Origin of the sequence: Streptomyces caeni (genome assembly GCF_042678285.1) — a bacterium.
Lineage (GTDB): Bacteria > Actinomycetota > Actinomycetes > Streptomycetales > Streptomycetaceae > Streptomyces > Streptomyces caeni.
The window spans coordinates 182444-203395 of record NZ_JBHUDX010000046.1 but is presented as its reverse complement, the minus strand read 5'-3'; the positions used below and the strand labels follow the sequence as shown (position 1 = coordinate 203395).

The following is a 20952-nucleotide window of genomic DNA, read 5'->3' as shown; positions in this document are numbered from 1 at the left end:
GGTCCTCCCTCATCTCTGGCGGGCGACGTGTCCGGCCAAACCCTTGCGGGTCGCGGTCCACGGCACCAGCCTGGGGGCATGAAGGACAACTCGCCACGTCTCGACCACGTCGTCCTCTGGGTCCGGGACCCGGTCGCAGCCGCTGGTTTCTACGAGGAGGCGGTGGGGCTGGAGCCGCTCAGGGTCGCTGAATTCGCTGCGGGGAAGGTGCCGTTCCCCTCCGTACGGCTCAATGACGAGACGGTCTTCGACCTCGCCCCGTTCTCGCTGGCGGAGCGCATGACAATGGTGCCCGGGGCCGCCGAGAGCGCGGGGCATCCGGTCAACCACGTGTGCCTCTCCCTGACGGAAGATGATTTCGAGGCTCTGAGAGCCCGCCTGGAAGAGCAGGCCATACCCGTTTCGGACTATTCGTACGACGCCTTCGGTGCCAGGGGCGCGGCACGGCGCAGCTTCTACTTCCGGGACCCGGACGGGAACGTCTTCGAGGCACGTCACTACGAGTAGGTGCAGGGGTGCGCTGGGACGCCTCGGGGCGTGAGGGCGCGCTGACGGCCGGCGCGGTGCAGCCGCTCAGAACAGGGGCTCCGGCAGCACCCCTTCCAATGCGAGCAGCTTCCGCTTGGTCTCCAGCCCGCCGCCGAACCCGCCCATGCCGCCGCCGCTCTCGACCACGCGGTGGCACGGCACGACCACCGGCAGCGGGTTCGAGCTCATCGCCACCCCCACGGCCTGGGCCGCGCCGGGCTGACCGACCCGCCTGGCCAGGTCGCCGTACCCCACCACCGTCCCGAACGGCACGCCCGACGCCAGCTCGCGCAGCACCTGGCGGTTGAACCCGCTGATCAGCGACCAGTCGAGGGGCAGCTCGAAGTCGTGGCGCTCACCCGCGAAGTATGCCGCCATCTGGCGTATCGCCTCGGCCAGGAGTGGGGAGTCCGGATCCTCCACCGGCCGGACGCCGAGCCGGGACGCGAGCCTCTCCAGCGCTTTGTCGCGCACGGTGTCCGTCGCGTGGAACACCACGTTCGCCAGGCCGTCCCGCGTCGCGGCCAGCAGCAGCGGACCGATGCCGGTGGCGACGACGGTCCACACCACCTGCTGCTCGTTCTGCCCATGACTGTCCATGTGCCCACCGTACGGCGAGCCACTGACAACGCAGCGAGCCACTGGCAACGCCGCGGGTCGCGGACTGGCCGCGCGTCGCAGACTGGCGCGGGCCGGGCGGCGGTCCCCGCACCGGCCTCCGCGCACTCGCCTCCGCACACTCCGGTCCCCCTCCGCTCAGGAGCCGTTCAGCGCTCGCCGGACCACGTCGGGCGTGTTCGTGATGATGCCGTCCACGCCGAAGCCGGCCAGGCGGCGGGCGTCGTCCGCGCGGTTGACGGTCCAGGCGAAGACCTTCATCGGCTTGGCGTGCGGTCCCTGGATCGTGTGGATCGCGGAGACATAGCCGGCGGAGAGAGGCGCCTGGGCCGAATTGATCTGGTCGGCGAACCGTGCGTACGACGGCAGTTCCGCCACCCGCGGCGTGCCCAAGTAGGCGGTCCTGATCCCGGGCCTCAGCCCGTGCACGGTCCGCACGCTGTCCGCGCTGAAGCTCTGTACGATCAACCGGTTCCTGAGGTGGCCGCGGTCGAGCCAGCCCTCCCTGCCCAGCAGCCTGAGGATCTGGCGCTCGATCCCCGGATACAGCTGCGGGTTCTTGATCTCCAGAACCAGCTTCTGATGGTTGCGCGACACGCGCTCCATGTACTGCGTCAGCGTCGGCACGTGCGCGCCCGCGTACCGGGAGCCGAACCAGCTGCCCGCGTCCAGACGGGCGATCTCCCCGGCGGTGAAGTCCTTCACCCTCCAGGGCGCTCGGCCCGGGAACACCTGCTCGACGTTGGTCGTGCGGGCCAGCGTGGCGTCGTGGATGACGACCAGCCGCCCGTCCTTGGTGCGTTGCACGTCGTTCTCGATCCAGCCGAAGCCGAGCGCGGCCGCTCGGTCGACGGCGGCCAGGGTGTTCTCGGGAGCGTATGCGGACGCCCCGCGGTGGCAGACGACGACCAGGCGGTCACGGGCGGTCGCACCGGCCTGCGCCGCGGGCAGTATGGCGACGCCGACTCCGAAGAGCGCGACGGTCGTGGCGGCGGCAACGCGCGCGTGCATGCTTCTCCTCGCCGGTTCGATTGCAGAAAGTATCGCCGTAAATGCAGAGAGTAAAGATAGCGTGTGCGAGAAGGCCGCAGATTGGCGGGAGTTGCCCGAAGCTGCTCACAGTCGCGACACAAGTACGGCAGCGCCGTGATTCTTTGCCGGATAATCGTTCGACCGTTCCGGTGGGGCCATACGCTCTGCTGCAGCCCTGACCGTCGTCACGGTCCTGGGGACGGGGATATTTCCGGAGTTCAGGGACGTTTCAGGGCGGGAAGGGCAGCCGCGTATGCAGGGCACCGTGGACGGCTTCAGCTACGGCCTGGTCACACCCGTGGTGGCGTACCTCATGGCCTGCCTCGGCGGTGCGCTCGGTCTGCGCTGCACCACGAGATCGATGCTGGCCGTCCACTCGTGGCGGGCGGGCTGGCTCGCTCTGGGATCCGCCGCGATCGGGTCCGGCATATGGACCATGCACTTCATCGCGATGATGGGGTTCACCGTCAAGGAGACCCCCATCCACTACGACAAGACGATCACCTTCGCGAGCCTTGCCCTCGGCGTCGTCATGGTCGGCCTCGGCGTCTTCATCGTGGGCTATCGGGGAGCGACCGGGGTGGCGCTCTTCACCGGAGGCACCATCACCGGTCTGGGCATCGCCACGATGCACTACCTGGGCATGGCCGGGATGCGCCTCAACGGGGTGCTCCGGTACAACACCCTCACCGTCGCCGCCTCCGTCGTCATAGCGGTCGTCGCCGCGACCGCGGCCTTCTGGGTGGCCGGACGAGTCCGCGGGTTCCTGTGGAGCGTCGGCGCGAGCCTCGTCCTGGGAATCGGGGTCACCGGCATGCACTACACGGGCATGGCGGCTCTCAGCGTCCATCTGCACGGGGCGGGTAACCCGGCCGGTGAATCGCCCGCGGCCCTGCTCGCCCCGATGATGATCGGTCCGCTCGTCTTCCTGTGCCTGGCCGGCGTCGTCGTGCTGTTCGACCCGTTGATGGTCATGGGCAGATCCGGCCGGATCCCGGCGGAGCGCAAGCCGGGGGTTCCGGCCCATCCCGAGGCCGCCCGCGCCGGCCGGAGTCCGCTGCCCCGCGCCGGCCGGCGGGGCTCCCGCAGCCCGCAGAGCCGGTGACCCGGCCCCGTTGTCAGTGCGGGGTCGTACGGTGGATGGCATGCGGCCCGTTTCACAGATCGAACGCACGGTGGCGCCCTTCGAGGTCGTCAGCCCCTACCAGCCCAGCGGTGACCAGCCCACGGCCATCGCCGAGCTGGAGAAGCGCATCCGCGCAGGTGAGAAGGACATCGTCCTGCTGGGCGCGACCGGCACCGGCAAGTCCGCCACCACCGCGTGGATGATCGAGAGGCTCCAGCGCCCCACGCTGGTGATGGCGCCGAACAAGACGCTGGCCGCCCAGCTGGCCAACGAGTTCCGAGAGCTCCTGCCGAACAACGCGGTCGAGTACTTCGTCTCGTACTACGACTACTACCAGCCGGAGGCGTACGTCCCGCAGTCGGACACGTACATCGAGAAGGACTCCTCGATCAACGAGGAGGTGGAGCGCCTGCGCCACTCCGCGACCAACTCGCTGCTGACCCGCCGCGACGTCGTCGTGGTCGCCTCGGTCTCCTGCATCTACGGTCTCGGAACGCCGCAGGAGTACGTGGACCGCATGGTCAGCCTCGAGGTCGGCGACGAGATCGACCGCGACGAGCTGCTGCGGCGTTTCGTCGACATCCAGTACACGCGCAACGACGTGGCGTTCACACGCGGCACCTTCCGGGTGCGCGGCGACACCATCGAGATCTTCCCGGTCTACGAGGAGCTGGCCGTCCGGATCGAGATGTTCGGCGACGAGATCGAGGCCCTGTCCACCCTCCACCCGCTCACCGGCGAGGTCATCAGCGACGACCGGCAGCTGTATGTCTTCCCGGCCTCCCATTACATCGCGGGACCCGAGCGCATGGAGCGTGCCATCAACGGCATCGAGAAAGAACTTGAGGAGCGCCTGGGCGAGCTGGAGAAGCAGGGCAAGCACCTGGAGGCGCAGCGGCTGCGCATGCGCACGACGTACGACATCGAGATGCTCCGCCAGATCGGGAGCTGCTCCGGCGTGGAGAACTACTCGATGCACTTCGACGAGCGTGAGCCCGGTTCTCCGCCCAACACGCTGCTGGACTACTTTCCGGACGACTTCCTGCTCGTCATCGACGAGTCGCACAACACCGTCCCGCAGATCGGTGCCATGTACGAGGGTGACGCCTCCCGCAAGCGCACCCTCGTCGAGCACGGCTTCCGGCTCCCGTCCGCCCTGGACAACCGGCCCCTGAGGTGGGAGGAGTTCCAAGAGCGCATCGGACAGACCGTGTACCTGTCGGCGACCCCCGGCAAGTACGAGCTCTCGCGCGCGGACGGATTCGTCGAGCAGATCATCCGTCCCACCGGCCTCGTCGACCCCGAGGTCGTGGTCAAGCCCACCGAGGGTCAGATCGACGACCTGGTGCACGAGATCCGCAAGCGCACCGAGAGGGACGAGCGCGTCCTGGTCACCACGCTCACCAAGAAGATGGCCGAGGACCTCACCGACTACTTCCTCGAACTGGGCATCCAGGTGCGGTACCTGCACAGCGACGTGGACACCCTGCGCCGTGTCGAGCTGCTGCGCGAGCTGCGGTCGGGTGAGTTCGACGTGCTGGTCGGCATCAACCTCCTCCGGGAGGGCCTCGACCTGCCCGAGGTCTCTCTGGTGGCGATCCTCGATGCCGACAAGGAAGGCTTCCTGCGCTCGGGGACCTCACTCATCCAGACCATCGGCCGGGCCGCGCGCAACGTCTCCGGCCAGGTCCACATGTACGCCGACAAGATCACCCCGGCGATGGAGAAGGCCATCGAGGAGACGAACCGCCGCCGGGAGAAGCAGATCGCGTACAACACGGCGCACGGCATCGATCCGCAGCCGCTGCGCAAGAAGATCAACGACATCGTGGCGCAGATCGCCCGTGAGGACGTCGACACGGAGCAGCTGCTCGGCTCGGGCTACCGCAAGGCGAAGGACGGCCGGGGCACCAGGAGCCCCGTCCCCTCGCTCGGCAGCCAGGCGGCGAAGGGCGCCAAGCCCGCCAAGCCCGCCAAGGGCAAGGCCGAGCAGACGGTGCCCACCGACCGCCCCGCGGCCGAACTCGCCGAGCAGATCGAGGAACTGACCGAGCGGATGCGGGCTGCCGCCGCCGACCTCCAGTTCGAGATCGCGGCCCGGCTGCGCGACGAGGTCTCCGAGATGAAGAAGGAACTGCGACAGATGAGGGAGGCAGGCCTGGCTTGACATCGCCCCGTCCGTGACGGACCCCGGTGGACGCGCAGTGTGTTGCAAGACCGACACAAAGCACGGTACGGGGTTCGGCACTGTCAGTGGCGAACCGTAGGGTTCTGGCATCCGCGGAGTCCGCGGCCAACAGGGGACAGCTCGAGAGAGGACCGGCGCGTGACCGTCAACTTGACCAAGGGTCAGGCCATCAGTCTGCAGAAGAACGACGGGGGCACGCTGAATGCGGTGCGCATGGGGCTCGGCTGGCAGGCCGCTCCCCGGCGTGGGCTGTTCGGCTCCCGCACCCGGGAGATCGACCTCGACGCGTCCGCCGTGCTGTTCGCGGACAAGCAGCCGGTGGACGTGGTGTTCTTCCGCCACCTCGTCAGCGACGACGGCTCCGTGCGGCACACCGGTGACAACCTCGTCGGCGGTGCGGGCCAGGGCGGCGACGACGAGGCGATCCTCGTCGACCTGCAGCGCGTCCCGGTCCACATCGACCAGATCGTCTTCACCGTGAACTCCTTCACGGGCCAGACCTTCCAGGAGGTGCAGAACGCGTTCTGCCGCCTCGTCGACGAGACCAACGGCCAGGAGCTGGCCCGCTACACGCTGGCGGGCGGCGGCGCGTACACGGCGCAGATCATGGCGAAGGTGCACCGCGCGGGCGCGGGCTGGACGATGACCGCCCTCGGTACTCCGGCCAACGGCCGTACCTTCCAGGACCTGATGCCGGCGATCCTGCCGCACCTGTAGGCGGCCGTACACCGGGACACGAAGCGACGTAGGGGGACGAGGCGATGACGGCCGAGCTGGTCCGGGGGCAGAACCATCCGCTGCCCCAGGCCCGACTTGAAGTACGGGTGTCGGCCGGCAAGCCGATCGTGGCCGCGGCCACGCTCAGCGACGTGCAAGGCAAGGTGCGCGACGTCGATTGGGTGGCCCACCCGGGTGCCCCCACACTGCCCGGCCTCGAAGTCTCCAAGCAGGCGGCGGCCGACCACCGCCTCGCCTTCGACCTGGACGCCCTTCCGGGGAGCGTGCACTGCGTCACCGTGCTGCTCGCGCTGCCGACGGGGATCGGCGGCCCGGTGCGGTTCGGAGCGCTCGCCGCTCCCTTCGTCGCGGTCACCGGCCTCGACGGCTGCGAGGTCGTGAGTTACACCATCACGGGCCTGGACGCCGAGTCCGCCGTGATCGCGCTGGAGCTCTACCGCCGTCAGGGCGCGTGGAAGGTCCGTGCGGTCGGCCAGGGGTACGCGGGCGGGCTCGCCGCGTTGCTGACCGACCAGGGCCTGCCCGAGGCCCGGCAACTCGCGGGCAGCATCAACGAGGCGGTGACCCGGGGCCTGGCACGCTCGGTGGCACCACCTCCGCCGCGCCTGCCGGAGGGCGACCGCACGCGTCAGGCGGCGGCCCCGGCGCCACCTGACGGCGGTTCCGGTGCCGTACCCCCGCAGCAGGGCACGCCCGCCGTGCCGCAGCAGGGATCCCCGTACGACGTCACAGGCTCTCCGGGCCCCGTCCCGCAGCCCGCTTCCGGCGGACCGGTCAACTACACCCACCCCGGTCGGCAAATCACGACGCCGCCACCGCCCCCGCCCGTCGCGCCGCCGGCCCCGCCCGGGCAGCCCGCCCAGCCCGTGGCGGGCGACGCGACCGGCTGGTCCATGGAGGAGCGGCTGTACAACCAGGTGTGGGGCATGTTCGAGGACCTGGCGCGCACGGCGGCCGCGTACCGTAGCGCCGTCGACTTCGCCGACTCGCGCATGGAGCAGGAGCTGGACCGGGCCCTGTCCGATCCGCGCAGCCGCATAGGCGGGCAGGGCGACGCCGCACGCGAGGCGGCCCAGGCCAAGCACACCGACCTCGTCAACCAGGCCCGGGCCGCCCTCGACCGCGATCTCACCCAGCTCATCGCCGAGTCCGATGTCGTCGAGCCCGCGCTGCCTGCGGCGTTCGCGGGCTGGGACAACCCGGTCTGGCACGGATACCGGGTGCCGATGGAGATTCCCATGGCGGTGCGCCTCGGCGATCTCCACCTGCCCGAGAGCGAGAGCCTGCGTATCCCCATGTTGGTCCGGCTGCCGCTGGAGCGCGGGCTATGGATCGACAGCGGCCGCTCCGGATCCCTCGACCCGGTCGCCGACTCCGGTGACCTGCGCCGGCTCGCGATGGAGACGGCGGTGACACACGCTGCACGGCTGCTCGCCGTCTACCCGCCCGGCGAGTTCACGGTGCATGTCATCGACCCGGCGGGATCGGGTACCTCGGCGCTCGCGCCCCTCGTGCAGGCCGGTGTGCTCGCGGGACCGACCGCCGTCGGTGTCGCGGCCGTGGCGGATGTACTGACCCGGCTCGCCCAGCGGGTCGATCTGGTGCAGATGGCGGTGCGTGGCGGTGCGTCCGACTCGCTGCCGCCCGACCTCGACACGGCCGAGCACCTGCTGATCGTCAACGACTTCCCGCACGGCTTCGACGACCGGGCGGTGACCCAGTTGCGCTATCTCGCGGACGAGGGACCGGCGGTCGGTGTCCATCTGATGATGGTCGCCGACCGGGAGGACGCGTCCGCCTACGGGCCGCTGCTCGACCCACTCTGGCGCTCACTGCTGCGGCTCACCCCAGTGCCCGACGATCATCTCGCGGACCCCTGGGTCGGCCACGCTTGGACGTATGAGCCGCCGCGCGTCCCGCGGGGCAGCCAGGTGCTGCAGTATGTGCTGACCCAGGTGGCCGAGGCCCGCCGCTCCTGGAACCGCTGACGCCACCCCTTCTTTCAAGGGAAAGCAAAGAGGGTTCTACCTGCTGATTTGACCTTCTCTTTACCTACTTCTTTACCTTTCCTTGGTGTTCGGGTAGTCTCCTCCACACGGAGGGGAGTACTCCCGCCTGCGGCCTACCCGTCAATACGGATCAGAACGGATCCCGGGGCGCCGACCCGCGGACGCGCGGCGCATGACGCGCCGGTGACGGCGGGTGGAAGAGACCTCCGGTAGCGACGCTGACATGCCATGACTGACGTACTGCCGGAGGCGCAATGGATGTTTCGATGACCCTGTGGGTCCTGACGGTGGTGGGCCTCGCCGCCCTGATCGCGGTCGACTTCTTCATCGGCCGCAAGCCGCATGCCGTCTCGATCAAGGAAGCCGGCATCTGGACGATCGTCTGGATCGTCCTGGCCGCACTGTTCGGACTGGGCCTGCTCGTCCTCGGCGGCGGGCAGCCCGCCGGAGAGTTCTTCGCCGGCTTCATCACCGAGAAGTCGCTGAGCGTCGACAACCTCTTCGTCTTCGTCCTGATCATGGCGAAGTTCGCGGTGCCCTCGCGGTACCAGCAGCGCGTACTCCTCGTGGGTGTACTCATAGCCCTGGTCCTGCGGGCCGTGTTCATCGCCGCGGGCGCCGCGATCATCGCGAGCTTCTCGTGGGTCTTCTACCTTTTCGGTGTGTTCCTGATCTGGACCGCGTGGAAGCTCGTTCAGGAGGCCGGGACCGGCGAGGAGAACGAGGAGTACGAGGAGAACAAGTTTCTGAAGGCCGCCGAGCGGCGCTTCGGGGTCGCCGACGGGTATCACGGCACCAAGCTGTGGATACGGCACAACGGCAAGCGCGTCATGACGCCGATGCTGGTCGTGGTGCTGGCGATCGGCACCACCGATGTCCTCTTCGCCCTCGACTCCATCCCCGCGATCTTCGGTCTCACCCAGGACCCGTACATCGTCTTCACGGCCAACGCGTTCGCGCTCATGGGCCTGAGGCAGCTGTACTTCCTCGTCGGCGGTCTGCTCCGGAGGCTGGTCCATCTCTCGTACGGTCTGTCGGTCGTTCTCGGCTTCATCGGCATCAAGCTGGTGCTGCACGCGCTGCACGAATCCGGGGTCCATGTTCCCGAGATCTCCATCCCGGTCTCCCTCGGCGTGATATGCACCGTCCTGACCGTCACGACGGTCACCAGCCTGATCGCCTCCACGAAGCAGACGGCCGAAGAAACGCCGGAGAAGGCGGGGGCCCGGGACAGCATTGACGCGTGACGGTGCCGGAGTCGGGCCGACGGGACATGTGATCCCCGCAGGAGAGCGACGGGTGTGTGCCAGGCCCGTCGGCGAACGCCATGGCACGGCGTTTCACCGGTGCGCGCGGTCGTGATCCGCGGGACGCAGGCACCTGGCGTGCGTGTCACAGGCGCTTCTGCAACGATCGCTGCATGATCGTCCGGGTCCGGTCACTCGCGAGGCGGTGGACGGCCGTGGCCGTCACGCCGGTGGCCGCGGTGGTGCTGCTCGCCTTGACCTGGGGGCGCGACATGCCTGGAGCGGTCGTCGCGTTGATGACTCTGGTCCTCGCCGGATCCGTGCTGGCCGCAGTCCACCATGCGGAGGTGATCGCGCACCGGGTCGGTGAGCCCTTCGGCTCCCTCGTTCTCGCCGTCGCCGTCACGATCATCGAGGTCGCGCTGATCGTCACCCTCATGGCGGACGGCGGCGCCAAGAGCGCGAGCTTGGCCCGCGACACGGTCTTCGCCGCCGTCATGATCACCTGCAACGGCGTCGTCGGCCTGAGCCTCCTGGTCGCCTCGCTGCGCCACGGAACCGCGCTCTTCAACCCCGAGGGGACCGGTGCCGCTCTGGCCACCGTCGCGACCCTGGCCACCCTCAGCCTGGTGCTGCCCACGTTCACAACGAGCAAGCCCGGCCCGGAGTTCTCCACGGCCCAGCTCCCTTCGCCGCGTTCTCGTCACTCGTCCTGTACGGCGTGTTCGTGGCGACCCAGACGGTACGCCACCGCGACTACTTCCTCCCGGTCACCCGGCAGGGTGAGGTGATCCGCGCGGACAGCCACGCCGACGCGCCCTCCGCCGGCGCCGCGGCCCTCAGCCTCGGCCTGCTCGCTCTCGCCCTAGTCGGGGTCGTGGGACTCGCCAAGGGCGTGTCCCCCACCATCGAGTCCGGCGTCGCGGCTGCGGGCATGCCGCAGGCCGTCGTCGGTGTCGTCATCGCGCTGCTCGTGCTGCTGCCCGAGACCATCGCCGCGCTGCGCTCGGCGGGCCGCGACCGGGTCCAGACCAGCCTCAACCTCGCCCTCGGCTCAGCGATGGCCAGCATCGGCCTGACCATCCCCGCCGTCGCCGTGGCGACCGTATGGCTCTCGGATCCTCTCGTGCTCGGCCTCGGCCCCGTCCACATGGTGCTGCTCGCCCTGACCGTGGTCGTGAGCTCCCTGACGGTGGTACCGGGCCGGGCCACGCCGCTCCAAGGAGGCGTTCATTCTGGTGGTGTTCGCCGCGTACCTGGAGCTGGCGGTCAACCCGTAGCCGCCGCCGTGCGGCGCACCGTCGCTTCCCGGGCGGCGTGCGGGTGGCCGCTCGTGCGACACGCGCGGTTGTGCCTCACCCGGGAGCGGGTTCCGTCACCGCCACCGGCAGGGGGCGGGTCTCCGGCAGCAGCGCGAAGCATCCGAGGCTGAGCAGAGCCAACACCGTCAGATAGGCGCCGACACCCCAGGGGACCCTGCCCCCGTGCTCGGCCAGCGCGGTGGCCACGACCGGAGTGAGGGCGCCCCCGAGCACCCCGCCGAGGTTGTAGCCCACCGCGGCACCCGTACAGCGAACCCGGGGCTCATAGAGTTCCGGCAGATACGCGGCGATCACGGCGAACACCGTGATGAAGGCGGTCATCGCCTCCAGGAAGCCGAGGGAGATCAGCAGCGGCACGCCCGTCGACAGCAGCGCGACCATGGGGAACATCCACAGGGCCATGCCGGCGCAGCCCGCCAGACACAGCGGCCGCCGCCCGTATCGGTCACCCACGAGCGCCAGCAACGGGGTCAGGACACCCTGCACCACGACGGTGGCCATGACGCACACCAGCATGACGGTGCGGCTCACGCCGAGCCGGTCCGTCGCGTACGCCAGGGACCAGGTCGTCACGGTGTAGAAGACCGCGTATCCGACCGAGAGCGCGCCGGCCGTCAGCAGGACGAGCCGCCAGTGGCCGCGTACGACCTCGGCGAGCGGCACGCGCGCGTGGTCCTCGATCTTCAGGAAGAGCGGACTCTCGGTGACTGAACGGCGCAGCCACAGGCCCGCCGCGGCAAGGGCACCCGACGCCCAGAACGGGATCCGCCATCCCCAGGAAGCGAACTGCGCGTCCGACAGCGTGGCCGACAGCCCCAGCATCACGCCGTTGGCAAGGAGGAATCCCAGCGATGGGCCGACCTGCGGAAAGCTGGACCACAAGGCGCGCCGCCCGGTCGGCGCGTGCTCCGTGGCCAACAGCACCGCACCGCCCCACTCCCCGCCGAGCCCCAGCCCCTGCAGGAAACGCAGCACGAGAAGGAGAACGGGAGCGGCCGTGCCGATGGTGCCGTACGTCGGCAGGCAGCCGACCGCCACGGTTGCGGCTCCGGTCAGCAGCAGGGAGACGAGGAGGACCGGGCGTCGCCCGCGCCGGTCCCCGATGTGGCCGAACAGCACCGAGCCGAGCGGGCGCGCCACGAAGCCGGCACCGAAGGTCCCGAACGCGGCCAGTGTGCCCGCCAGCGGCGAGAACGTCGGGAAGAACAGCGGGCCGAGGACCAGGGCGGCCGCGGTCCCGTAGACGAAGAAGTCGTAGAACTCGACGGCCGTCCCCGCGAGCGAGGCGGCCGCGAGCCGGAGCATGGCCGAGCCCTTTACTGTGCGTACGTCGTGCATGCCGCGTCAACTACCCACCGTGATCGGTTGTTACGGGGGCGTGCGGTGGCTCGGCTCGCCCACCGTGAGGGCGGGCGTGCGCCCGGTGCGGCGGCCGGGTCAGTGGATCACGGTGATGCGCCGGGCGGGACCGTCCACGCGTACGGCGCCCCCGTAGGGGATGACGACCTGCGGATCCGCGTGCCCGAGGTCCACATCGAGGACGACCATGGTGCCGGGAGCGTGTGCCTTCAGGGCACGCAGGACGGCCTCACGCTGGTGCGCCGCGTAACGCGCGTCGGCCTCGGGGCTGTTGGGGCATGCGAACGACCAGGTCTTGGACGGCCCATGAGCAGCGCGGAGAAACGGCGGCATCCGAAGAACGGCTCGGGGTTCGCGCGTGTCGACTCCCGGTCCAGCAGCGGCAGCACGGCGATCTGGTCGTCGCCGCCGATCGAGGCGATCACGGCCTGGACCTCCGGATCGGGGAACGCGGCATGCAGGTCGTCCGCCCGTGCCCGCGGTATCGCGCCCATCGTCCGGGCCGTCGGACACCCGACCGGTTCGGGACCGAACTCGGTGCGCAGGCGCTCCGGGCCAGCTCGTACGGGCGAGGGAGGAGGGCGGGGAGCCCGGCGACGGCGAGACGACGGCGACCCGGTCGCCGGGCACCGGCTTGGGCGGGTACGTCGGTTGCGTCATGGCCGGAGGGTACGGGGCACCGCCCGCCCGGCACATCGTGATAGACCGGGGGCCGAGCAGCGGTCCTTCCCGGGCCGGCAGACCTGAACGGACCGGAGGAACCGTGCCCCGCACCCTCGCCGACGCCCCGATCATGATCCTGAACGGCCCCAATCTGAACCTCCTCGGGCAGCGGCAGCCGGAGATCTACGGTTCCGACACCCTCGCGGACATCGAGGCCCTGTGCGTGAGGACGGCGGCCGTGTACGGAGGCACGGTGGACTTCCGGCAGTCCAACCACGAGGGCGAACTGGTGGAGTGGATCCAGGAGGCGCGGCTGAACCACGCCGGGATCGTCATCAACCCGGCCGCTTACTCGCACACCTCCGTCGCGATCCTCGACGCGCTCAGCACTTGTGACGGGATGCCGGTGGTGGAGGTCCACATCTCCAACATCCACCAGCGCGAACAGTTCCGGCACCACTCGTACGTCTCCCTGCGTGCCGACGGTGTCATCGCCGGGTGCGGGGTGCAGGGGTACGCGTTCGCGGTGGAGCGGGTCGCGACGCTGGCGGGGGCGAGACGGACGGAGGCGTGACACTCCGTCGCCGGCGTGCGGGGGAGAGGCGAACCGGGGGAGGAAGGTCTGCAGGTGCCGGGTGCCACGATCAACCCGTGAACGTCTTCGGCGGATGGCCCGCGCCGGACGACCGCGGGAGCAGGCCCCGACCGCCGGGTCCGCCGGCCGGGGGCGGGAACCGAGCAACCGGCGGCCCGTCCGCGCGGAAGCCGTCTTCCCGCGCAGGGCTGCCTCCAGTCGACCGCGCATCCGGGCGCGCCGGGAGCGTGCGCGGGGCACCGGCGCGTGCGCACGGTTCACACGGGGCGCGTGTCCCGGGTGTCACGCCGGCGCGTTCGGGCCCCCGAACTCACGCCGGGCAGCCGGGACGTCGCGTCCGTGGTCACCATCCCCGCGCGTGCCACTCCGGCAGGTGCGGGCGTTCGGCGCCCAGCGTGGTGTCGTTGCCGTGCCCGGGGTAGACCCAGGTCTCGTCCGGCAGCACGTCGAAGATCTTGGTCTCGACGTCGTGGATCAGGTCGGCGAAGGCGGCCGGGTCCTTGCGCGTGTTGCCCACGCCGCCGGGGAAGAGGCAGTCCCCGGTGAAGACGTGCGGGTGTCCGTGCGGGTCGTCGTAGACGAGGGCGATCGAGCCCGGTGTGTGGCCCACGAGGTGGCGCGCGGTGAGCTCCACGCGCCCCACGCGGATCGTGTCGCCGTCGTCGACGAGGACATCGGTGGGTACCGGGATGCCTTCGGCGTCGTAGCGCCCGGCGTGGGTGCGCGCGCGGGTGGCCGCCACGACCTCGGCGAGCGCCTGCCAGTGGTCGCCGTGGCGGTGGGTGGTGACGACGGACGCGATGCCGTCGTCACCGATCATGCCGAGCAGGGTGTGCGCGTCGTTGGCCGCGTCGATCAGCAGTTGCTCGTCGGTGGCCCGGCAGCGCAACAGATAGCAGTTGTTGTCCATGGGGCCGACCGCGATCTTCGTGATCATCAGGTCCTGCAGCTCGTGCACGTCGGCGGGGCCGCCGACCTTCACCGCTCCGCTGTACGTCATGGCGGCAGCTTATAGCGGGCCACCGGCCGGGGCCGTCCCCGACCTACAGCGGGGGGAGCGCCGGCAGCCCTCCGCCCCCGACGCTCAACGCGGACCCGTCCCGGCGGCCGGAGAGCCAGCCGAGCAGGTCCGGCGCGGAACCGCGCACGGCGACGGGCCCGCCCTCGGCGCCTCCACCGGTCGTCCAGGCCCGGCCGCCGGCCTCCAGCGTGGTCGAGGGCACGTCCTTGTGTCCGCGGAACCGCTCGGCGAGGAAGTCGATCTCCCGCTCCACGAACTCGGCCGGCAGGTCCTCCAGCTCGTAGCCGACCCCGAGATCGACATGGTGCAGTTCGACCTCGGCCCGCCGCCGGAACGGTACGCGGGCGGCGGAGTCGGTGACGCCGTTGCGCAGTTCGACCGTGCGCGACCAGTCCGCCGGTGCCTCGCCCGCCTTCTGGAAGCGGGCCGCGCTCTCGCGGAGGTCGGCCAGCTGGGCGTCCAGGGCGCGCAGGGCGTCCCGCTCGATGTCGGCGTCCCGGGCGTGCGCCGAGACGTACATGGGACGTCCCTCCAGGACGTTCACGAGCGCGTCGGCGTTGCGGGCGAGGTGGGCGAGGACATGCCCGCGCGACCAGTCGGGCAGTCGTGACGGCTCGGCCACGGCGGCGTCGTCCAGGGCGGAGACCGCGGTGAGCAGTCGGTCGGTCGCGTCGCGTACAGAGGCCAGGTCGTGCGCGTGATCAATCATGGGTCCGACCCTAACCTCGCCACTCCTTCGGGTGAAGGTCATGGTCCCGCCCCGCAAATCGAATGCGCGTGCTATATGGTCAGGTGCGGCGTCGGGCATGCTGGAGAGCCCGGGATTGTTGTGAACCCTGGAATCCGACCGGCGTTGTCAGCGGCTCCCCCTAGTCTGGGAAACACGGGGGCCCCGCCCCTGTCGCTTCTCTCAAGAAAGGTGCGGACCGGCGTGGCCGACCGTCTCATCGTCCGTGGCGCGCGCGAGCACAATCTCAAGAATGTCTCGCTCGACCTGCCGCGCGACTCGCTCATCGTGTTCACGGGCCTGTCGGGGTCGGGCAAGTCCTCGCTGGCCTTCGACACGATCTTCGCCGAGGGCCAGCGGCGCTACGTCGAGTCGCTGTCCTCGTACGCCCGGCAGTTCCTCGGCCAGATGGACAAGCCGGACGTCGACTTCATCGAGGGCCTCTCGCCGGCGGTCTCCATCGACCAGAAGTCGACCTCGCGCAACCCGCGCTCGACGGTCGGCACCATCACCGAGGTCTACGACTACCTGCGCCTGCTCTTCGCGCGTATCGGCAAGCCGCACTGCCCCGAGTGCGGCCGCCCGATCTCGCGCCAGTCGCCGCAGGCCATCGTCGACAAGGTCCTGGAGCTGCCTGAGGGAAGCCGGTTCCAGGTGCTGTCGCCGCTGGTGCGCGAGCGCAAGGGAGAGTTCGTCGATCTCTTCGCCGACCTCCAGACCAAGGGGTACAGCCGGGCGCGTGTGGACGGTGAGACGGTCCAGCTGTCCAGCCCGCCCACGCTGAAGAAGCAGGAGAAGCACACCATCGAGGTGGTCGTCGACCGCCTCACGGTGAAGGACTCCGCCAAGCGCCGGCTCACCGACTCCGTGGAGACCGCGCTCGGCCTGTCCGGCGGCATGGTCGTGCTCGACTTCGTCGACCTCCCCGAGGACGACCCCGAGCGCGAGCGGATGTACTCGGAGCACCTGTACTGCCCGTACGACGACCTGTCCTTCGAGGAGCTGGAGCCCCGCTCCTTCTCCTTCAACTCGCCCTTCGGCGCCTGCCCCGAGTGCACCGGCATCGGCACGCGCATGGAGGTCGACCCCGAGCTCATCGTCCCGGACGAGGAGAAGACCCTCGACGAGGGCGCCATCCACCCCTGGTCGCACGGGCACACCAAGGACTACTTCGGCCGACTCATCGGCGCCCTCGCGGACGCGCTGGGATTCCGGACCGACATCCCCTTCGCGGGCCTGCCGCAGCGTGCCAGGAAGGCCCTCCTCCACGGCCACAAGACGCAGATCGAGGTCCGGTACCGCAACCGGTACGGGCGCGAACGCGTGTACACGACGCCCTTCGAAGGCGCCGTCCCCTTCGTGAAGCGCCGGCACAGCGAGGCCGAGAGCGATGCCAGCCGCGAGCGCTTCGAGGGCTATATGCGCGAGGTGCCCTGCCCCAGCTGTGAGGGCACCCGCCTCAAGCCGGTCGTCCTCGCGGTCACGATCATGGGCAGGTCGATCGCCGAGGTCTCCGCGATGTCGATCAGCGACTGCGCGGACTTCCTGCGCGAGCTGAAGCTCGACGCCCGCGACAAGAAGATCGCCGAGCGGGTCCTGAAGGAGGTCAACGAACGGCTGCGGTTCCTGGTCGACGTCGGCCTGGACTACCTGTCGCTGAACCGCGCGGCCGGCACGCTCTCCGGCGGCGAGGCGCAGCGCATCCGCCTGGCCACCCAGATCGGTTCCGGACTCGTAGGCGTCCTGTACGTACTGGACGAGCCGTCCATCGGCCTGCACCAGCGCGACAACCACCGGCTGATCGAAACCCTGGTCCGGCTGCGCGACATGGGCAACACCCTCATCGTCGTCGAGCACGACGAGGACACCATCAAGGTCGCCGACTGGGTCGTCGACATCGGCCCCGGGGCGGGGGAGCACGGTGGCAAGGTGGTGCACAGCGGCTCCCTGAAGGACCTGCTCGCCAACGAGGAGTCACAGACCGGGCAGTACCTTTCGGGCAAGAAGTCGATCCCGCTGCCCGGCATCAGGCGCCCGCACGACCCGTCCCGTCGGCTCACGGTGCACGGTGCCCGGGAGAACAACCTCCAGGACATCGACGTGTCGTTCCCGCTGGGCGTGTTCACGGCGGTCACCGGAGTGTCCGGCTCCGGAAAGTCGACGCTGGTCAACGACATCCTGTACACGCACCTGGCCCGTGAGCTGAACGGCGCACGGAACGTCCCCGGGCGGCACACACGGGTGGACGGCGACGATCTGGTCGACAAGGTCGTGCACGTCGACCAGTCGCCCATCGGCCGCACCCCGCGCTCGAACCCGGCGACGTACACCGGTGTCTTCGACCACGTCCGCAAGCTGTTCGCCGAGACCACCGAGGCGAAGGTCCGGGGCTACCAGCCCGGCCGCTTCTCCTTCAACGTCAAGGGCGGCCGCTGCGAGAACTGCGCGGGCGACGGCACGATCAAGATCGAGATGAACTTCCTCCCGGACGTGTACGTCCCGTGCGAGGTCTGCCACGGCGCCCGCTACAACCGGGAGACCCTGGAGGTCCACTACAAGGGCAAGTCCATCGCCGACATCCTGAACATGCCGATCGAGGAGGCCCTCCACTTCTTCGAGGCCGTCCCCGCGATCGCCCGCCATCTGAAGACCCTGAACGACGTCGGTCTCGGCTACGTCCGGCTCGGCCAGTCCGCGACCACCCTGTCCGGCGGCGAGGCCCAGCGTGTGAAGCTCGCCAGCGAACTGCAGAAGCGGTCCACCGGGCGCACGGTCTACGTCCTGGACGAGCCGACCACCGGTCTGCACTTCGAGGACATCAGCAAGCTGCTCCAGGTACTCGGCGGACTGGTCGACAAGGGCAACACGGTCATCGTGATCGAGCACAACCTCGACGTCATCAAGACCGCCGACTGGGTCGTCGACATGGGACCCGAGGGCGGAGCGGGCGGCGGCCTCGTGGTCGCCGAGGGCACGCCAGAGGAGGTCGCCGGGGTTCCGGCCAGCCACACCGGCAAGTTCCTGCGCGAGATCCTCGGTGCGGAGCGCGTCAGCGACGCGGCCTGTGTGAAGGTCCCGCGCAAGGCGGCGGCCAGGAAGACGGCTGCGGCCGCGTCGACGGCCAAGAAGACGGCGACGGCCAGGACGGCGAAGACCGCCGACAGCACGGGGGCCAGGAAGGCGGCCGCCGTCACGAAGAAGGCGACACCCGCGAAGAAGACCACGCGGGCCCGCACGGCATGAGCCCCGCGGCCCGGACAGGCCGAAGGATCCGGACGGATGTGGCGCCCCTCGGGAACTCCCCGTGGGGCGCCGCCCATTGCACGGTCGGCCGTCCTGTTCCCGGTCCTGTGGGCCAGTGCCCCAACGGGCGACGTTCGCCCCGTCGCGGCGCCCGGCACGCCCCCCAGGCTCTTCGAGCAGAGGGCACCCCCCACTCGCCGCACCGGCCGAGAGCCCGGGTACGTCCGGTACGGGGACTTCCGGCCGGCACGCCGGGAGCACGCTCCCCCGCTCCCGGCTCCGCTTCCGGCTCCGCTCGCGCGGGCGGTGCCCCCACGACGCCGCTCCCCGACGGGCGAACGTCGCCTGCCGGGGCACTAGCGATCGCTCAGTTCGGACGCATACGGCGGCTCCGCACCGGCCCGGGAGCAGGTGATCGCAGCGGCGCGGGCCGCGAAGTGCAGCAGTTCCCCCCAGCCCTCGGCGCCCAGACCGGCCAGCGCCGCCGGGGAGAGGCTGTCGCGGGAGGCCAGCCCGTGCAGCAGGGCCGCGTTGACCGTGTCGCCGGCGCCGATGGTGTCCACGATGTCGATCCGTACACCCGGCACCGAGTACTCCGCCCCCTCCCGGGTGACGACCGTGAGCCCGTCGCCGCCATGGGTGATCACGACAGCCGCGGGGCCGGAGGCCAGCCACTCGCGCGGCGTGCCGCCCAGCCACTCCGCGTCCTCCGCGGAGAGTTTGAGCAGCGACACCGACGGCAGCCAGCTCTTGAAGCGGGCCCGGTAGGCGTCGGGGTCCGGGATCAGCCCTGGGCGGATGTTCGGGTCGAGCGCCGTGAACACGCCCTGTGCGGCGGCGTCGCGCATCAGCTCCTCATAGGCGCTCGCCCCCGGTTCGAGGACGAGCGAGCAGGTGCCGAACGACACCGCGCGCGTGCCCTGCGGCAGGTGCGCCGGTGCCGTGAACAGGCGGTCGGCGGTGCCCTCGACGTAGAAGGAGTACGCGGCCGAGCCGTTCTCGTCGATCGTCGCCACCGCCAGCGTGGTCGGCTCGATGCCGCGCTGCACGGTCGAGACGTCCACCCCCGCCGTGCGCAGGCCGTCCAGCAGGGCCTCGCCGAAGGCGTCGTAGGAGGTGCGGGAGCAGAACGCCGTGGGGGAGCCGAGACGGCCCAGCGCGACGGCGGTGTTGTAAGGGCCGCCGCCGAGCGCCGGCCGCAACGGTGCGAGGGCACCCCTGCCCTGCGGGACCAGGTCGATCAGGGCCTCACCGGCGACGACGATCACGAGACGGTTCCCTTCTCGGAGGGGGTGTCGGGGCAGCCGCACGAGGTGCGGTGGACGAAGGCGCAGGGGAGCCGCACGGTGCGGGAGGGACGGTCCGGCGTCTCCAGCCGCTCCAGGAGAAGCCGCACGGCCCGGGCACCGATCTCCCTGCTCGGCTGGGAGATCGCCGTCAGCCGGGGCGAGAACAGATCCGCCCACGCGAAGTCGTCGAAGCAGCACAGCGCCAGGTCGTCCGGCACGGACAGGCCGCGGTCACGCAGGGCGCGCAGCGCGCCGATGGTCATCGCGTTGTTGGCGGTGACCAGGGCGGTGGGCGGTGCCGCGAGGTCCAGCAGGGTGGCGGTGGCGCGCTCGGCACCCTGCGCCGCAGAGTCCCCCCGGGACACCAGCCGCCCGTCGTAGGGGAGACCGGAGCTCGCCAGGCCGCGCCGGTAGCCGCTGATCCGCTCGGTCGTGGTGCTGAGCCCGTGCAGGCCCGCGACCAGGCCGATGCGCGTGTGCCCCAGACCGGCGAGATGTGTGACCAGGGCGGCCATCGGTTCGGCGTTCTCGGCGCAGACCTGGTCGAAGAGGAAGGCGGCACCGGAGGGGGCGCCCCGCTCGGACCCGTCCAGCGCCGGCGTCCGCGGCGGGGCAGCGGTGGCCGCCGCGCCGTCCACCAGCCGGTCGAGGAACACGGTCGGCACACCGTGCCGCCCGAGGTGGGTGAGGAGTCCGCGCGGATCCGCGGAGGGAGCGACGATCATGCCGTCGACGCGGCGCTCGTGCAGTAGCCGGACGACCTTGCGCTCGTGCTCCGGGTCGTCGTGCGGATCGGCGATGAGCAGGCCGTAGCCGTGCTCCAGGGCACAGGCCTCGACACCCTGGAGGATCTCCGTGAAGTACGGATTGCTGATCGCCGACACGGCGAGCCCGATGGACCGGGTGCGGGAGGTCACCAGGGAACGGGCGAGTGTGTTCGGTGTGTAGCCCAGCTCGTCGACGGCGTCGAGCACCGCCCTCCGGGTGCGGGGCAGCACCGGACGGGTGTCGTTGAGCACATGCGAGACGGTCGCGACGGACACACCTGCGCTCCGTGCGACATCGGCCATGGTTGCCATCGCGTCTCCCCCCTCGGGTCCCCTGGCCGGGACCGTATCTCATGTCAGGGTAGGGCGTAAACGTTTGCGTAAACGCTTACGTGCCCGTGTGGGCCTCCTGTACTCGACCCCGGCGGAAGGGCGAAGGACCGCTGCCGGTATCGTTCGAGATGCCCGCCGCTGCGGCGA

15 protein-coding genes and 2 pseudogenes are annotated in these 20952 nt (G+C 70.3%); 9 read left to right on the top strand and 8 right to left on the bottom strand.

The window, feature by feature from the left end; all coding sequences use genetic code 11:
• Positions 1–78 precede the first annotated feature (78 nt).
• Positions 79–507, top strand: a complete 429-nt coding sequence (locus ACFSL4_RS17110; RefSeq protein ID WP_381083400.1) for a VOC family protein — start codon at positions 79–81, stop codon at positions 505–507.
• A gap of 66 nt (positions 508–573) precedes the next feature.
• On the opposite strand, the gene ACFSL4_RS17105 is transcribed toward ACFSL4_RS17110, so the two are convergent.
• Together ACFSL4_RS17105 and ACFSL4_RS17100 are read right to left on the bottom strand one after the other, a co-directional pair.
• Complete coding sequence (locus tag ACFSL4_RS17105; RefSeq protein WP_381083398.1) at positions 574–1128, bottom strand: methylated-DNA--[protein]-cysteine S-methyltransferase; 555 nt, start codon at positions 1126–1128, stop codon at positions 574–576.
• 156 nt (positions 1129–1284) lie between these two features.
• On the bottom strand, positions 1285–2157 hold the full coding sequence (locus ACFSL4_RS17100) for a glycerophosphodiester phosphodiesterase (protein ID WP_381083396.1): 873 nt from the start codon (positions 2155–2157) through the stop codon (positions 1285–1287).
• 274 nt (positions 2158–2431) lie between these two features.
• Between ACFSL4_RS17100 and ACFSL4_RS17095 the strand changes: the two genes are divergently transcribed.
• The 6 genes and pseudogenes from ACFSL4_RS17095 (at position 2432) to ACFSL4_RS17070 (ending at position 10766) form a co-directional block, all read left to right on the top strand.
• Positions 2432–3283: an MHYT domain-containing protein gene (locus ACFSL4_RS17095; protein ID WP_381083394.1), complete on the top strand. Its 852-nt coding sequence runs from the start codon at positions 2432–2434 to the stop codon at positions 3281–3283.
• Positions 3284–3323: 40 nt separating this feature from the next.
• Complete coding sequence (gene uvrB, locus ACFSL4_RS17090; RefSeq protein WP_381083392.1) at positions 3324–5471, top strand: excinuclease ABC subunit UvrB; 2148 nt, start codon at positions 3324–3326, stop codon at positions 5469–5471.
• Positions 5472–5630: 159 nt separating this feature from the next.
• Entirely contained in the window at positions 5631–6209 is a 579-nt protein-coding gene (locus ACFSL4_RS17085; RefSeq protein WP_381083390.1) for a TerD family protein, read from the top strand.
• A 44-nt stretch (positions 6210–6253) separates the two neighbouring features.
• Positions 6254–8218, top strand: a complete 1965-nt coding sequence (locus tag ACFSL4_RS17080) for a TerD family protein (RefSeq protein ID WP_381083388.1) — start codon at positions 6254–6256, stop codon at positions 8216–8218.
• Positions 8219–8493: 275 nt separating this feature from the next.
• Positions 8494–9486, top strand: coding sequence for a TerC/Alx family metal homeostasis membrane protein (locus tag ACFSL4_RS17075; RefSeq protein WP_381083386.1), 993 nt, complete (start codon positions 8494–8496; stop codon positions 9484–9486).
• A 173-nt stretch (positions 9487–9659) separates the two neighbouring features.
• Positions 9660–10766: pseudogene (locus ACFSL4_RS17070) on the top strand (calcium:cation antiporter).
• Positions 10767–10841: 75 nt separating this feature from the next.
• Here the strand turns inward: ACFSL4_RS17070 and ACFSL4_RS17065 are convergent.
• Both ACFSL4_RS17065 and ACFSL4_RS17060 read right to left on the bottom strand, forming a co-directional pair.
• Positions 10842–12113 (bottom strand): MFS transporter, encoded by a 1272-nt coding sequence (locus ACFSL4_RS17065; protein WP_381083384.1) that lies wholly within the window; start codon positions 12111–12113, stop codon positions 10842–10844.
• 132 nt (positions 12114–12245) lie between these two features.
• Positions 12246–12827, bottom strand: a pseudogene (locus ACFSL4_RS17060) (LD-carboxypeptidase).
• 103 nt (positions 12828–12930) lie between these two features.
• On the opposite strand from ACFSL4_RS17060, the gene aroQ reads away from it, so the two are divergent.
• Positions 12931–13404 (top strand): type II 3-dehydroquinate dehydratase, encoded by a 474-nt coding sequence (gene aroQ, locus ACFSL4_RS17055; RefSeq protein ID WP_381083382.1) that lies wholly within the window; start codon positions 12931–12933, stop codon positions 13402–13404.
• A gap of 364 nt (positions 13405–13768) precedes the next feature.
• Here aroQ and ACFSL4_RS17050 read toward each other — a convergent pair whose 3' ends face one another.
• Both ACFSL4_RS17050 and ACFSL4_RS17045 read right to left on the bottom strand, forming a co-directional pair.
• A complete protein-coding gene (locus tag ACFSL4_RS17050; RefSeq protein ID WP_381083380.1) occupies positions 13769–14425 on the bottom strand; it encodes an MBL fold metallo-hydrolase in 657 nt (218 codons plus the stop codon).
• A gap of 43 nt (positions 14426–14468) precedes the next feature.
• Positions 14469–15155: a maleylpyruvate isomerase family mycothiol-dependent enzyme gene (locus ACFSL4_RS17045; RefSeq protein ID WP_381083378.1), complete on the bottom strand. Its 687-nt coding sequence runs from the start codon at positions 15153–15155 to the stop codon at positions 14469–14471.
• 222 nt (positions 15156–15377) lie between these two features.
• Here ACFSL4_RS17045 and uvrA point away from each other — a divergent pair, with 222 nt between their 5' ends.
• On the top strand, positions 15378–18416 hold the full coding sequence (gene uvrA, locus ACFSL4_RS17040) for an excinuclease ABC subunit UvrA (RefSeq protein ID WP_381083376.1): 3039 nt from the start codon (positions 15378–15380) through the stop codon (positions 18414–18416).
• A gap of 356 nt (positions 18417–18772) precedes the next feature.
• On the opposite strand, the gene ACFSL4_RS17035 is transcribed toward uvrA, so the two are convergent.
• Both ACFSL4_RS17035 and ACFSL4_RS17030 read right to left on the bottom strand, forming a co-directional pair.
• Positions 18773–19684, bottom strand: coding sequence for a carbohydrate kinase family protein (locus ACFSL4_RS17035; RefSeq protein ID WP_381083374.1), 912 nt, complete (start codon positions 19682–19684; stop codon positions 18773–18775).
• Positions 19681–20784 (bottom strand): LacI family DNA-binding transcriptional regulator, encoded by a 1104-nt coding sequence (locus ACFSL4_RS17030; protein ID WP_381083372.1) that lies wholly within the window; start codon positions 20782–20784, stop codon positions 19681–19683. Before ACFSL4_RS17030 ends, ACFSL4_RS17035 begins: the two co-directional genes overlap by 4 nt.
• Between the last annotated feature and the right edge of the window lie 168 nt (positions 20785–20952).